Origin of the sequence: Mesorhizobium sp. M6A.T.Cr.TU.016.01.1.1, assembly GCF_003952585.1 — a bacterium.
Classification (GTDB): Bacteria; Pseudomonadota; Alphaproteobacteria; order Rhizobiales; family Rhizobiaceae; genus Mesorhizobium; species Mesorhizobium mediterraneum.
The window spans coordinates 2942472-2956760 of the sequence record NZ_CP034452.1; the positions used below are offsets into that span (position 1 = coordinate 2942472).

Below are 14289 nucleotides of genomic sequence, written 5' to 3' on the forward strand. Positions count from 1 at the left end.
GTATCCGCGCCGACCGGTTGTAGAGCCAAGGAGGTCAATGACGTGACGGTTGCCGTGTCTCCGGATGGGCTTCCAGCGCTGGTGCTGAACGCGGATTACCGTCCGCTCAGCTATTACCCCCTGTCGCTCTGGTCGTGGCAGGATGCCATCAAGGCGGTGTTCCTCGAGCGGGTGAATATCGTCGCCGAATACGAGCACGCCGTGTCGTCGCCGACCTTCTCGATGAAGCTGCCGAGTGTCGTCAGCCTGAAGGCCTATGTGAAGCCATCGCGGCATCCGGCCTTCACCCGCTTCAATGTCTTCCTGCGCGACCGTTTCCAGTGCCAGTATTGCGGCACGCCGGAGGATCTGACCTTCGACCATGTCATCCCCCGCCATCGCGGCGGCGCGACGACGTGGGAAAATGTCGTCGCCGCCTGCTCGCCCTGCAATCTGAGGAAGGGCGGCATGATGCCGGCGCACGCCAAGATGTGGCCGCTGCAGAAGCCGTTTCAGCCGACGGTGCATGATCTGCACAACAATGGCCGCCTGTTCCCGCCCAACCATTTGCATGAAAGCTGGATGGATTATCTGTACTGGGATGTCGAACTGGAACCGTAGAGTTCGGCACAAATCCGCCATGCCGGCCGCCTGACGTCATGCGTTCCGGCCTGACGAATTTTTGCGCGAACTCTGAGTTGCGGCAGCTCAGTCGCGGGCAAAGGCACCGCGGAACGCTATGACTGCCAGGACAAGGCTGGCGATGGCGTTCCAGCCGGCGAGCGACAGGCCGAGAATGCGCAGTGCCGCCTTGTCGCAGGAGGGGGGCACGAATTTGTCGAGCGCGTCGAGCACGCCCTTGCCGCCTGTGTCCACCGGTCCGGCAGCTGCCGCACAATCGGTCGGGCCAGCCCACCACGCCCATTCGACGCCGGAATGATAGACGCCGAGATAGACGCCGTAGACCATCAGCAGGCCGCCGACGGCCAGCAGGCTACGGGTAACCCATGGGGGGGCGCGGAGTGTCGACGCTAGCGCCGCAAGCAGCATCAGCGGCACGCCGATGTAGTAGGGGGTGCGTTGCTCCAGGCAGAGCTTGCACGGGATGTAGCCACCCAGATACTGGAAGGCCAGCGCCGAGCCGACGGTGGCGGCCATGGCGACGGCGAGGAACAACGCCGTCCGCATGCGCTGGCGTCCAATGTCGGCATTCACGGTCGCTGTCATCGATCTATCGTCCGTTCTCGCTCAGAGCAAAGGATTTGAACATCCCTGCTCTAGAAAGCGTATTTGACGACGATATAGAGCGAAATCAGGGCGGCGGCAGCGGCGCCTGCGATCAGGCCAAGGCGCTTTTCGATGAACTCGCGGATCGGTTCGCCATAGCGGCGCAGCAGCCAGGCGAGAAAAAGGAAGCGGGCGCCGCGCGCCACGATCGCCAGCACGATGAACAGCAGGAGATTGACGCCGATCACGCCGGACAGGATCGTCACCACCTTGATCGGCGGCAGATGGGCGAGGCCGGAGGTGATCAGCATCAGGATGATGAAGCCGATGCCCGACGAGACGCGCAGCGCCTCGAAGTCGTCATACTTGCCGTAGAATTCGAGGATCGGCCGCGCCACCGTGTCGTAGGCATAGTGGCCGATGTACCAGCCGGCGATGCCGCCCAGAACGGATGCCAGGGTGGCGATCAGCGCGTAGCGATAGGCGCGGTCCGGCCGCGACAGCGCCATCGGCAGGTACAGCACGTCGGCCGGCACCAGGAACACCGAGCTTTCGACGAAAGCGATGAAGGCCAGCCACCATTCGGCGGATTTCTTTGCCGCCAGCGACAAGGTCCAGTCGTAAAGTCCGCGAAGCATTGGTACCCCTATGACGTGCGCTGCCTGTCTAGAAAGATTTTTCGCGCCGCACAATGGCCGCAGCTTCACGAAATCGAAGGCTGGGGTTGAGCGAAGGCCGGGATGCCGGGAATTGGCCAGTTGACGAACAGGCCTCCAACCGTATAGTCCGCGCCCATCCAGGCCGCCCGGCCTGAGCCCCTATGGCGGAATTGGTAGACGCGCTCGACTCAAAATCGAGTTCCGCAAGGAGTGCTGGTTCGATCCCGGCTAGGGGCACCATTTGCCATCCGAGCACCTTGAAAGCTCGGTTCGGCGCTGCTGGGGTAACCACCATCGAGGCGCGGGCCTTCCCGACACCATCGGACCGCGTAGCTCAGGTCGCTATTACATCGGCCCCGGTACCATCTTGGTCGGCTGCTCCGGCATCGGAAACGCGTAATTCTCGCATTTCACGTCGGGGTTCGTCGGGCTGAACATTCCGAGCGGGTTGTCCTTGAACAGCCAGGCGTGAAGATCGTAGTGATGGAACTCCGCCGGAATAAGCGGATAGTGCCCTTCCATCGGCCCCTGGAACGTCTGTCCAAAGAGTTTCGGCGGCTCCTTGGTGTCAGGCGTCAACGGTACAAGCCATTCCACGGCCACCAGGCGCAAGCCGCCGTCGACCGGCTCATAGATAAGGACATTGGGGCGCGTCGGATCTGGTGTCGGGCTGACGCTCCCGACGTTGACGAAATGAATGCCCATCGCGCCCTTCGGGTAATCCATAGCCCCAGCCACTTTTTCGCCGCTGTAATAAACGCATCCGACCGTCGACAGATAGAGGTCGCGGATGGCGGCCTTGTAGTCTTCGTACTTGGTTAGCGATTCTTTCAGGGCATCGATCTCGGCCTTGTCGGGCTCGGCGGCCTGAGCCGCCGCGGTCAGACAGCCGCCAACAAGGCCGATCAATGCGAGAATACTGCGACGCCTGAAGTGAGTTGTTTTCGTCATGCATTCCTCCCAGTTTTTTTGTTGGCCATGCAGACCGAGGCGGCAATGATGCTGGTTGCGCGGCCGAGATTATCGCCGATGCTAATCCTTTCCGCTGGTTGGGAGAATTAACCCTCATGACCTAGGTCGTCTGCACAGGGATTTGGCTCTTTGGCGGAGCCTCAAAGGGACTGCGGACGGGTCGTTGGCGGCCGGCCTACAGCCGCCGATCGCCAACGTTGGCGATTAGCCGTAATCCCCCACACCTTCGTCATCCCAGGGCGGAGCAAGGAGCGAAGCGACGCGGCGCGGACCCTGGGATCCATGCCGCGACCTAGCGGTAGTGCTCCTGCGGACCAGAACCGAACGCTCCTCCACCCCGTTCCGGTGGTGTTGGAAGGGTAGCTCGCACGTTGCGGATACAAGCGCCGTCCCGAGCCGCTGCATTCTTCGGCTGAGGAAACGGCATGGATCCTAGGGTCTGCGCGACGTCGCTTCGCTCCTGCTCCGCCCTGGGATGACGAAGGCATGGTGGCTCATAGCTAATCGCAAGCCTGGAGATTGGCGGCTGCAAGCCTACCGCCGTCCCAACAGGCTCTTCATCCGATTGCGCAGGAGGCGCGCCATGTTGCGGGTTTCGCGGTAGAGGTGAAGCTGCGACGCCGCCTGGCGGGCGAGGCGGTCGGCGTCCGGCGTCAGGCCGATGACCAACGTGCCGATCGGCCGGCGTTCCATCCATAGCCGGCTCATCACCGGATGGTCGGGCACCGCGCAGGAATCGCTCATCATGATATTGGGATCGTCGAGATGCTGCCTGGTCACCTCGATCATCAAGAGCGTGCCCGGCGAATAGGCGGCGAGCGTCTCGTCATAGGCCGTCTTCCAGGTGTAGGCGACGCCGGCCTCGACGAAGACGACCAGGCAAGCGATGGTGCGGCCGTCGAGCGTCAGCGAATGGATGCGGCACAGATCCTGTTCGGCCAGCCGGTGCACGGCTTCGCGGGCAAAGGCGGCGCGGTAGCGGTCGATGGCCATGGCGGTGCGCTCGCGGCCTTTCCAGCCGGCAGCCTCGAGCGTCAGGAAGCGTTCGATGGCATGACGGATCTCGTCGGGTCCGCGCGCCACGAGATGCTCCAGCTGGCCCAGATCGGCAAGGCGGCGCTTCAGGCGGCGGAACTCGCGATAGTGGTGCGAGCGCAGCGAGGCCTTCAGATACTCATCGCCGTCGATCTCGCTTTCGAGCATCGGGCGTTCGGCCTTGCCGGTGGTGACCAGCGTCAGGCCACGCGTCTCGGCGACCGTGGCCAGCAGGCTGGCCACCGGCCCGTCGAGCCGGATGTCGGGCAGGACAAAGACTTTCGGCAGCTTGAGATGCGGCCGCGACAGCATCGAGAAGAAATCCTCGACGACGCCGACCGGATCGTCACGGTCGACCAGCGGCGTGCCGATCGGGCCGAACGGGCTCGACCATGTACGCATGACCCGCACGCCGAGCGGCACCGCCGGCCGCTCCACCGAGAACGGCACCAGCAAGCGCAGCCGGTTGCGGTATTCGTCGCCGTCACGGATGACCGCCAGCCGCACCTCGCGGTCTTCCAGCCTCGGCATGGCGGGCGCCAGGAAGCGCGGGTTGAAGAAGACGTTGGGCTCGATCGTGCGGGTGCAGAGATAGTCGAGCTCCTCGACCAGATCGAAGCCGGCGGAGGCCGGGTAAATGGCCAGTTTGCGCTCGGGCCGGTCGTTGGCCAAGAGTTCGATATGGGCGGGATCGGCTTCGCGCGCCAGCCCTGCGAGCCCGATCACCATGGCGCCGGCCGGGCCGCCGCTGGTTTCCTCGAGCAACGGGACAGCGGCCATCACGCGGCTCCTTCGGCGGCTGCGAAAATGGCCATGACGATGCCGAGCTTGCGCCAGACCGTGAAGGACAGCGCGCCGGCCTCGAAGATCATCGCAAAGGCGGTGGCCATCGCCGCGCCCCACAAGCCGAAAAGCGGGATCAGCACCAAATTGAGGCCGATGTTGAAGGCCAGCGTCATGGCGTAGACGGCGGCGCAGATATTCTGGTTGCCGCTCATGGTGAGCAGGCTTTCGCAAGGGCCGACGGCGGCGCGGGCGACGACGCCGAAGACCAGCAGGAACAACAGCGGATAGCCGGCGCTGAATTCAGGCCCGAACAGGCTAAGCATCGGCTCGCCAAGCACCAGCACCATCAGCGCCATCAACAGCGACGGCCAGAACGTCCACGACACCGTTTCGCGGGCGAAGGCGGCGAGTTTTTCCGGCTCGCCATGGGTGAATTGCGCATAGCGCTGGGCGACGCCCGCCTTGACCGCGAAATAGACGAAATGCACCAGCGCCAGCGTCTTGACCGTGGCGAAATAGACGGCGACGTCGTTGGGGCTCATATAGGCGCCGACCATCAGCACGTCGGCATTGGTGAGCAGGAAGAAGAAGCCTTCGACCAGGAAGATCGGCAGCGACACGAGGAACCACTGCGCGAAATGCACCTTCCTCGGCCCGGCCGGAATAGTCCTGTCCATCCGCGCCGTGACGCCGATGAGCTGACCGAGCGTGGTGGCGTAGGCGGCGGCGATCGAGGCGAAGATCGCGGTCCTGGCGTCGGGCGCAAAGCCCGCCAGAAGCATCAGCGCCATGAGCGCCAGGATCAGCACCGGCCGCACCAGATAGGTCGGCGCCAGCGCAAACAACGCCCATGAGTTGGCCCGCGCCAGCCCCTGCAACAGATCCGACATTGCGATCATCGGCATGCAGATGAGGCCGAGGATGAACGGCACGACATAGTAGTTCTCGATAAAGGGCGAGAGCAGCCAGACGCCGAGCGCGCCGAGGCCGGCGATCGCCGTCGAGGCAACCAGCACGAACAGGCGGCTGGTCAGCACGATGCCGCGCGATTCGGCCAGCATGTTGCGCTCGCGATATTCGGGAATGAAGCGGATGACCGAGGTGTGAAAGCCGAGGCAGGCGACATTGCCGAGGATGACCATCGTCACCCAGACGAGGACGAAGATGCCGTATTCGAACGAGCCCATCCAGCGCGCCATCAGCACCTGGCTGACGAAAGCGATGACGGCGCTGATGATACGGATGGAGAAGGCAATGAGCGACATGCGGCCGGCCTCGCCGCGCTCGTCGGCGGTGAACAGCACGGCATCGACGCGGCCAAGCAGCGGCTTTACGCGCAGCGCAAGGCGCTGCGGCAGGAACCGCCCGGCTGTCGTCGCCGCGGAAAAGCGCACCCTGATTACACTCCGTTTTCCGCCTCTTTTCTGGGTTTGGGTCTAGCGAAGACAGATTAAGAAACGGTTGGGTGGGGTGGAGTGCTCCCTTCTCCCCGTTCACGGGAGAAGGTGCCGGCAGGCGGATGAGGGGCGGCGCGCTGCTTCATCATCATCATTCGCACACTCCTTCACCCTGCTCGGTAGTGTCTCAGTTTGAAATACGCGGAAACGCCCTATCTCGTTTGCCCCATATGCGAAAACGCCTATATGCTTAGCGGAAAGCATGGCAGCAACAATGGTCTACACTGTCATCTGGTATGGAAGGCAGGGCATCGTCGACAAGGTGATCTTCGACGACGAGAAGACCGCGAAATATCATGCAACCTCCATGTTCCAAACCCGAAAGGGTGACGATGGAATCGTGTCCGTTGAAGTTCGTAAGGACAACGGCGCTGTCGTCTTTAGCCATGCGGAGAACTAGGAATGCCCACCGGATCTAAAGGCCAGAAGCGCCCCGCCGACGTGATCGGCACCGCCGTCGGCGTCATGCGCATTGTGACAGGCGAGGGAAGCTGACGACGTGATTGATGGCAAAGACCCCGCTGCCAAGGAGCCTCGGCGCGAAGGGCGGAAAGAAGCGCGCCCAGAACATGAGGCCAGAGCGGCGCGCGGAGATTGCCAAGAAGGCGGCAGACACACGTTGGAGAAAGGGGGCTAGTTCGGCCCCTTTTCCTCTTCGAGCAAATCGATGCGCTTTTGTAGTTTGCGCATTAGCTCCTTCGCTCCTTCCAGGTCTACATCGGCGGTAATGCGGATGCGGTCGTTGTATAGTACGAGCGATGACGTGCCCTCCGCGACAACGGCTGGCGCTACAGAAACACCCTCTCCACCGCCAAAGAACCTGTGCGCCGGCTGCCGACGCATTTCGGTGAATTTCTTCTCCATCGACGCCTCCTCTTTAGGCTCGTGCGGCTCAATTATGTCCGCGTCTTGAGGAGGCAAACTATCAGAATCGAGGAGTCCTGCATAGCCAAGAGTGGCTTTGTACTCGGCAATAAGGTCGCGGGCACCGTTCTCATTGAAGTCCCGGTCGAATATCAGATAGTGCCGAATTTCTTCATCAACTGGTAGCTCCCGGTCCCATCGCTGCCACATTTCCTGATGCATTTTGGGCGTGATAGCGCACCTTTTGATAAGGTCGGCGCGGTCCGCCGAGTTGGGTCGCTCATCAAGCAAAATTCGCAACGCGCGTTCGGTTAGCTTAACCCGCCGGTCTTCGCCGCTTCCGCTGTCCTCAAGAAGCCCGAAGTGCTTGAGAGCGGCGACAGTCTGGATCCCCCCGCTGCTCTTCGGCCCATATCCCCAATGGTGCATTGCGCTGAGCATTCGAGTGTCAGACTTGCCGACAGCCTTGCGCAATTCGCCGGCACGCTCCACAGCCTTGCCGAGCGGGATGAATGGGTAACCGGCGCTCCGCCCGGCTGAACGCTTTGTTTCTTCCGTAACTGTAGCCATATGGCACCTCCTTTCCTGACATATATGCGGAAAGAGGTATTTGGTCAAGGTATTTCGCTTGACCGAATCAGACATATGTCCCATATATGTCTTGGAAGCAGCGAGGTAACCAATGACGACGAGAAGATTCCCGGGCCAAAGCGTAGCGCCGACCGGCGGCTGCGGCCCTTCCAAATAGAAAAGCCGCTGCGCACCGGATCAGGGGACGCAACGGCTTTAGGTCGGCAACATCGGGCGGCGGCTTTCGGGCCGTCCGCTTCGCGCTCGTAGCTCAGTTGGATAGAGCTGGAGTTTCGTAGCTTCCCGGTCGCAGGTTCGAGTCCTGTCGAGCGCTCCCACCAAATCACTACGGCTGTCGCTGCTTAACATAGTGACAGCCGTTTGTGAATCAATGATTGATGTGAATTCAATGCTTGACACTAAGCATGTCGGCGGGACAGCGCCCCCTTCTGGCCTGCCTGATATCTCCCTCAAGTGGGGAGATTGGCTGATCGCGAACGTTCGCGCCGACCCTCATCCGCCCTTCGGGCACCTTCTCCCCGTGAACGGGGAGAAGGGAAGTGGGTGCTTACGCAAACGCTCCATGACAATGCTTGTACTTTTTCCCCGAACCACACGGGCAGGCCTCGTTGCGGCCGACCTTGCCCCAGGTGGCGGGGTTGTTGGGGTCGCGGTTTTCGGGGGCGACGATGGTGTTGGTCTCCTGGCGAACCAGAAGCCCGGTCTCGCCGCCGTTAAAATCGTCCTCGCCGGTGGTGCCGTCGATATGGCTGCCGAACATGTCGGGCGTCTCGGGCGGCGGCGCTTCGGCGGCCTGGCGGACCAGCTCGACGCGCATCAGCTGCGCGGTGACGGCCTGGCGCAGATTGCCCAGCATTGCCTGGAACAGCTCGAACGCCTCGCCCTTGTATTCCTGCAGCGGGTCGCGCTGGGCATAGCCGCGGAAGCCGACGACCGAGCGCAGATGGTCGAGGTTGACGATGTGCTCGCGCCACAGATGGTCGAGCGTCTGCAGCACCACGGAACGCTCGACATAGGTCATCACGTCGGGGCCGAAGCGCTCGGCGCGCTCCTTGGCGGCAGTCTCGGCAGCCTGGGCGATGCGTTCGCGGATGTCGTCCTCGGCGATGCCCTCTTCCTTGACCCAGTCCTCGATCGGCAGGTCGAGATTGAGGAATTCGGCGACCTCGGCCTTGAGGCCGGCGACGTTCCACTGCTCGGCATAGGCGTTTTCGGGAATAGCCTTGGCGACGATCTCGTCGATGACGCCCTCGCGCATCTCGGCGATGGTCTCCGACAGGCCTTCACCGTCCATCAGCTCGAGGCGCTGCTCGAACACCACCTTGCGCTGGTCGTTCGAGACGTCATCATACTTCAGCAGGTTCTTGCGGATGTCGAAGTTACGGGCCTCGACCTTCTTCTGCGCCTTTTCCAGCGCCTTGTTGATCCAGGGGTGGATGATCGCCTCGTCTTCCTTGAGGCCGAGCTTCTGCAGCATGCCGTCCATGCGCTCGGAGCCGAAGATGCGCATCAGATCGTCCTGCAGCGACAGGAAGAACTTCGACCGGCCGGGATCGCCCTGGCGGCCTGAGCGGCCGCGCAACTGATTGTCGATGCGGCGCGATTCATGGCGTTCGGTGGCGAGCACGTAGAGGCCGCCGGCGGCCAGTGCCTTTTCCTTCAGCCGCTGCACGTCCTCGCGGATTTCCTTTTCCTTGGCTTCGCGCTCGGGACCGGCCGGCATGTCGCCAAGCTCCTCGGCGATGCGCATGTCGGCATTGCCGCCGAGCTGGATGTCGGTGCCGCGGCCGGCCATGTTGGTGGCGATGGTGATGACGCCGGGTTTGCCGGCCTGGGCGACGATCGCGGCTTCGCGCTCGTGGTGGCGGGCGTTCAGCACCTCGAAATCTTTGAAGCCTTCCTTGCGCAGGCGCTCGGCGAGCTGCTCGGATTTTTCGATGGAGGTGGTGCCGACCAGCGTCGGCTGGCCCTTGGCGCTCGCCTCCCTGATCTCCTTGACGATCGCCTTGTACTTCTCCTCGACGGTCCGGTAGACCTCGTCGTCCTCGTCAATGCGGACCACCGGTAGGTTGGTCGGGATCTCGGTGACTTCGAGGCCGTAGATGTTGCCGAATTCCTCGGCCTCGGTCAGCGCCGTCCCGGTCATGCCGGCGAGCTTCTTGTAGAGGCGGAAATAGTTCTGGAAGGTGACGGAGGCGAGCGTCTGGTTCTCCGGCTGGATTGCCACGTGCTCCTTGGCTTCGAGCGCCTGGTGCAGGCCTTCCGAATAGCGGCGGCCGGGCATCATGCGGCCGGTAAACTCGTCGATGATGACGATCTCGCCGTTGCGCACGATATAGTCCTTGTCCCTCTGGAACAGCTGGTGCGCCTTCAGCGCGTTGTTGACGTGATGGACGATGGCGACGTTCTCGACGTCGTAGAGCGACTCGCCCTTGAGCAGGCCGGCGTCGCGCAAAAGGTTTTCCAGCTTCTCGGTGCCCTCCTCGGTGAAGATCGAGGTCTTCTGCTTTTCGTCGATCTCATAGTCGGCCGGCTCGAGCTTCAGCATGAAGGCATCGATGGTGTTGTACATTTCCGAGCGGTCCTCGAGCGGACCGGAAATGATCAGCGGCGTGCGCGCCTCGTCGACCAGGATCGAATCGACCTCGTCGACGATCGCGTAGCTATGGCCGCGCTGCACCATCTGAGCGCGCTCGAATTTCATGTTGTCGCGCAGATAGTCGAAGCCGAGCTCGTTGTTGGTGGCGTAGGTGACGTCGGCGGCGTAGGCGGCGCTGCGTTCCTCGTCGGACAAGCCATGGACGATGACGCCGACGGTCAGGCCGAGGAATTTGTAGACACGGCCCATCCATTCGGAGTCGCGCGTGGCAAGATAGTCGTTGACGGTGACGACATGGACGCCTTTGCCGGCGAGCGCGTTGAGATAGACGGGCAGCGTGGCGACCAGCGTCTTGCCCTCGCCGGTGCGCATCTCGGCGATGCCGCCATTGTGCAGCACCATGCCGCCGATCAGCTGCACGTCGAACGGGCGCATGCCGAGCACGCGGCGCGCTGCCTCGCGCACGGTGGCGAAGGCCGGCACCAGCAGATCATCGAGGGAGGCGCCGTTGGCGACGTCCTGGCGGAATTTTTCCGTGCGGGCCGTCAGCTCGGCGTCGGAGAGCGCCCGCATCTCGTTTTCCATGGCGTTGATCGCCTCGACGCGCGGCCGGGTCGATTTGACCCGACGATCGTTGGAGGAGCCGAAAACCTTACGGGCGAGACCGCCAAAACTGACCATTCAATGGCCCTTTCGATAGCATTCCAAGTCGTTGCGACGGGTGCCGGCCGGCCCCATCAAATCCACGTGAAACGCGGACAAACGCAAGTAGCGCCCGGAAAACGGTTCTGGACGCAAAGTCGTTGGACAGATAAGAGGGGGCTCAATCGATGTCAACGCCGCGCTCGCCCTGTCGACCGCGCCAAATTCCGCCACAATCTGGCTGGTCTTGAAGCCATCCCGCTCTAGCTATCCCCCATTGGAGTTAATCGTATGTCCTTATTGTTCCGCCGCGCGTCGCTCGCCAGCCTCGGCCTGGCATTCGGGCTGTCGGCCCTATCGCTGTCGCCGCTGATGGCGCAGGACACCGCCCCCGCCCAACCGGCCGCCCCCGCCCAGCCGGCCGCGCCGGTCGATCCGAACGCCGTGGTCGCCACGATCAACGGCCAGACGCTGACCGAGGCAGACCTTGCGCTTGCCGAAGGCGAGCTGTCGCAGCAGTTCGCGCAGATGCCGCCCGAACAGCGCCGCGCCGCCGCGCTGTCGGCGGCGATCGAAATCAAGGTCATGGCAACCCAAGCGGTCACCAGCGGCCTCGACAAGGATCCCGACTTCCAGCGCCGCATGGCGTTCCTGCAGCAGCGCGCCCTGCATGGCGAAATGGTCGAGAAGGATGTCGTCGACAAGGTCACGGATGCCGAGGTTCGCGCCCGCTACGACCAGGAAATCGCCAACACACCGCCGACCAACGAGGTGCATGCCCGTCACATCCTCGTGAAGACGAAGGAAGAGGCCGACGCGATCATCAAGCAGCTCGATGGCGGCGCCGATTTCCAGAAGCTCGCCAATGAGCACACCAGCGATCCGAGCGGCAAGACCAGCGGCGGCGACCTCGGCTGGTTCGGTCCTGGACAGATGGTGCCGGAATTCGACAAGGCGGCCTCCGCGCTGGCGGTCGGCAAATACACCGAGCAGCCGGTGCAAACGCAGTTCGGCTGGCACGTCATCAAGGTCGAGGACAAGCGGACCAAGCAGCCGCCGGCTTTCGACGCTGTCAAGGATCAGGCCCGTCAGGCGGTCATCCGCGACAAGTATATCGCGCTGGTCAAGACGCTGCGCGCCGACGCCAAAGTCGAGATCCCGGACGAAAAGCTGAAGAAGACGGTCGACGCGCTGGAAAACACCAAGTAGTCCAACGTGAGGCTAGGGTAAGCAGGGCCGTCGGTTTAGGGTTGAGTTGCCCGCCACCTTATGGGGCGTTGGCGTCAGGTCTTCCCTTCTCCCCTTGTGGGAGAAGGTGGCCGAGCGAAGCTCGGTCGGATGAGGGGTGTTCCAGCTTGGCACCAACAGCGCTCCGTCCAACACCCCTCAACCGTCTTGGCGCTGCGCGCCAATCCACCTTCTCCCACAAGGGGAGAAGGAAAGGAGCGCGGCGCCGAGATCGCTTTACCTATAGTGCGTCGACGCCTTGAATGCCGCCGGATCGCCGGCGGCGAGTGCGCCGGCGAATTCCGGGATCCGCACCAGAAGCATCATTGCCCAGAACAGCGGCCAGTCCGTCCATCGGCAGAACTCATTGCCCACGGCTTGCGCGGTCTGGCGGTTTTCCTTGAACGATGTCGCCACGGCGCGAACGGCCAGGCCGAGCCTTGAAAAGCGACGCTTCCTGCGCAGCAGCATCCGCGCGAACTGGTAGCCCTTGTTGCGCCGGACATCCCAGATGAACCCTAGTCCCTCATAGGCGTGGATCGAGACGGCTTGAGCGGCAAGCTCCATCGCCACGCCATCCCTCAGCATAGCGTGCTGGCGCAGATGCGAGCTGATGAAGGGTCCATGGTCGGCCTCGAAATGATATTGCTCAAGCACCGACCGTCGATAAAGCGCGCCATTGTTGCTGGCATGAATGATCTGGCCAAGTCTGTTGCGGCGCTCGATGAAGCCGCGGTCGAGCAGCGACATCACCCTTTTCATCATGCTCTCTTCGCCGTAGCTGGTCCGTCCTGAAACCGCGTCGAGCTTCGGGTTTTTCTCGACGGTCTCGTTCAACGCCGCCAACCATCCCGGACCGGGCAGGCAATCGGCCTCGACCACCGCAACGAGGTCATGGCGGCAATATGACAGCGCAGCGTCCTTCAGTTGCGAGGATTCGTCGCTGTCATGCGTGGCTACGATCACCGACGGGCAGAGATATGCCTTGCCGGCAAGCTCGGCCTCGATTGCGGAGGCATGTTCATTTTTTGAGGTAGGCCCGCTTTCTGAAGCAGGGCCGCTGGGCAGCATGATGACAATCTCGGCCGGCACGCCGTGCGTGTCCTGCGCGTAGGCGCGCAGCGAGCGCCGCAATTCCGCGTCGCCGTCGGCCGTCAGATAGTCTGACACGATGATCAGGCTGACGGGCAGCACTGGAGATGTTCTTTCAAGCAAGCCGCCGATCCCCCTGTCAACGCTTGTGAGCGATGCCTTGTATCACATAGCGGACCGCTTTGCGTATGGTCGTTTCGTCTTCGTCGAGGCGATTGGTCAAAAGATGCGTCCAGGCAAAGGAGGCGACCAGGTCGGCGACGAGCATGGGATCGACGTCGGCCGCCACTTCGCCTCTTGCCTTGGCGCGTTCGATCATCCGGCCGGTATGCGCGTGACGTCCTTTCGTGTATTCGACTAGGACGGCGGCAACAGTCGCATCCGACTGCGCCTCGGCGATCAGCGACCTGAAGACGCTGCCTGACGATGTTTCACGCCAGTGTGAGAACAGGTTCTTCAGGAAGCCGACAAGATCATCCTCGAGGTTTCCGGTATCGGGATTCTCGACGCGCTTGAGCCGCTGATAGACGTCGAAGAGCAAAGCGGCCTTGCTCGGCCACCAGCGATAGATCGTGGGCTTTCCAGCACGCGCCCGCCGCGCCACCGCTTCGATCGAGAAGCCGGAATAGCCGGCCTCGACCAGCACCGCCTCGGCGGCGTCGAGAATGGCGTCGGCGCTGTCGGGGTTGCGCCGCGCGCCAATTGACTTGCGGGCCTGATCTGCGTCTTCACCCATCCACCATTTTCCTTGCCGGCAAGTTTCCCCTCAGCATTCATATACGACCGCTTGACGAAACGAAACGGTTCGTTTTATATAACGGAACGTTTCGTAACGATAAGGAGAGAGCAATGACCTCGACTGCTGCCGCCAGCCGCTTCTCGCGCCCTCGCTTTGCACTGCTGGTGCTTGCTGGCGTCTATCCGCTGATCACAGCCATCCTCTATGCGGTGTTCCCGCTGACCGAAGAGTGGGAAATCTGGCAGCGCACGCTGGTCATCGCCCCCTTGATGGTCTCGATCATGATCTGGGGGCTCATTCCGGGCGTGCAGAGGACGTTCCGGAGGTTCCTCAATCCTGCCCAATAAAGCAGGCGAGCCGCCGGCAGTTTAGCGCCGCCCGCAACGGTCGGGAAAACGCCCTTGCGCCGGCGCCCGCTAT

13 protein-coding genes and 2 tRNA genes are annotated in these 14289 nt (G+C 62.5%); 6 read left to right on the forward strand and 9 right to left on the reverse strand.

What is annotated here, in order from left to right; translation table 11 throughout:
• The first annotated feature begins 42 nt into the window (after positions 1 to 42).
• Complete coding sequence (locus EJ075_RS14210; RefSeq protein WP_095485996.1) at positions 43 to 600, forward strand: HNH endonuclease; 558 nt, start codon at positions 43 to 45, stop codon at positions 598 to 600.
• A gap of 87 nt (positions 601 to 687) precedes the next feature.
• Here the strand turns inward: EJ075_RS14210 and EJ075_RS14215 are convergent, their stop codons facing one another.
• Positions 688 to 1206, reverse strand: coding sequence for a disulfide bond formation protein B (locus EJ075_RS14215; protein ID WP_126104769.1), 519 nt, complete (start codon positions 1204 to 1206; stop codon positions 688 to 690).
• A 50-nt stretch (positions 1207 to 1256) separates the two neighbouring features.
• Positions 1257 to 1844, reverse strand: coding sequence for a YqaA family protein (locus tag EJ075_RS14220; protein WP_095485998.1), 588 nt, complete (start codon positions 1842 to 1844; stop codon positions 1257 to 1259).
• Positions 1845 to 2020: 176 nt separating this feature from the next.
• Between EJ075_RS14220 and EJ075_RS14225 the strand changes: the two genes are divergently transcribed.
• Positions 2021 to 2105, forward strand: a tRNA-Leu gene (locus EJ075_RS14225).
• A 105-nt stretch (positions 2106 to 2210) separates the two neighbouring features.
• Here the strand turns inward: EJ075_RS14225 and EJ075_RS14230 are convergent.
• The 3 genes from EJ075_RS14230 to EJ075_RS14240 all read right to left on the reverse strand — a co-directional run bounded on the left by EJ075_RS14230 (position 2211) and on the right by EJ075_RS14240 (position 6052).
• Positions 2211 to 2816: a hypothetical protein gene (locus EJ075_RS14230; RefSeq protein WP_126104770.1), complete on the reverse strand. Its 606-nt coding sequence runs from the start codon at positions 2814 to 2816 to the stop codon at positions 2211 to 2213.
• Between the two features lie 555 nt (positions 2817 to 3371).
• On the reverse strand, positions 3372 to 4652 hold the full coding sequence (locus tag EJ075_RS14235) for a GNAT family N-acetyltransferase (RefSeq protein WP_126104771.1): 1281 nt from the start codon (positions 4650 to 4652) through the stop codon (positions 3372 to 3374).
• Complete coding sequence (locus EJ075_RS14240; RefSeq protein WP_126104772.1) at positions 4652 to 6052, reverse strand: lipopolysaccharide biosynthesis protein; 1401 nt, start codon at positions 6050 to 6052, stop codon at positions 4652 to 4654. Before EJ075_RS14240 ends, EJ075_RS14235 begins: the two co-directional genes overlap by 1 nt.
• 265 nt (positions 6053 to 6317) lie before the next feature.
• On the opposite strand from EJ075_RS14240, the gene EJ075_RS14245 reads away from it, so the two are divergent.
• A complete protein-coding gene (locus EJ075_RS14245; RefSeq protein WP_126104773.1) occupies positions 6318 to 6515 on the forward strand; it encodes a hypothetical protein in 198 nt (65 codons plus the stop codon).
• Between the two features lie 233 nt (positions 6516 to 6748).
• Here the strand turns inward: EJ075_RS14245 and EJ075_RS14255 are convergent, their stop codons facing one another.
• Complete coding sequence (locus tag EJ075_RS14255) at positions 6749 to 7549, reverse strand: hypothetical protein (protein ID WP_126104774.1); 801 nt, start codon at positions 7547 to 7549, stop codon at positions 6749 to 6751.
• Between the two features lie 260 nt (positions 7550 to 7809).
• On the opposite strand from EJ075_RS14255, the gene EJ075_RS14260 reads away from it, so the two are divergent.
• Positions 7810 to 7883, forward strand: a tRNA-Thr gene (locus EJ075_RS14260).
• Between the two features lie 234 nt (positions 7884 to 8117).
• On the opposite strand, the gene secA is transcribed toward EJ075_RS14260, so the two are convergent.
• Positions 8118 to 10850: a preprotein translocase subunit SecA gene (secA, locus tag EJ075_RS14265; RefSeq protein ID WP_126104775.1), complete on the reverse strand. Its 2733-nt coding sequence runs from the start codon at positions 10848 to 10850 to the stop codon at positions 8118 to 8120.
• Between the two features lie 252 nt (positions 10851 to 11102).
• On the opposite strand from secA, the gene EJ075_RS14270 reads away from it, so the two are divergent.
• Complete coding sequence (locus EJ075_RS14270; RefSeq protein ID WP_126104776.1) at positions 11103 to 12020, forward strand: peptidylprolyl isomerase; 918 nt, start codon at positions 11103 to 11105, stop codon at positions 12018 to 12020.
• Positions 12021 to 12275: 255 nt separating this feature from the next.
• Here the strand turns inward: EJ075_RS14270 and EJ075_RS14275 are convergent, their stop codons facing one another.
• On the reverse strand, positions 12276 to 13253 hold the full coding sequence (locus EJ075_RS14275) for a glycosyltransferase (protein WP_245458153.1): 978 nt from the start codon (positions 13251 to 13253) through the stop codon (positions 12276 to 12278).
• Positions 13254 to 13269: 16 nt separating this feature from the next.
• The gene (locus EJ075_RS14280) at positions 13270 to 13866 is read right to left on the reverse strand and encodes a TetR/AcrR family transcriptional regulator (RefSeq protein ID WP_126104777.1); all 597 of its coding nucleotides are present in this window, start codon (positions 13864 to 13866) and stop codon (positions 13270 to 13272) included.
• 113 nt (positions 13867 to 13979) lie between these two features.
• Between EJ075_RS14280 and EJ075_RS14285 the strand changes: the two genes are divergently transcribed.
• Positions 13980 to 14216 (forward strand): hypothetical protein, encoded by a 237-nt coding sequence (locus EJ075_RS14285; RefSeq protein WP_126104778.1) that lies wholly within the window; start codon positions 13980 to 13982, stop codon positions 14214 to 14216.
• Positions 14217 to 14289 lie beyond the last annotated feature (73 nt).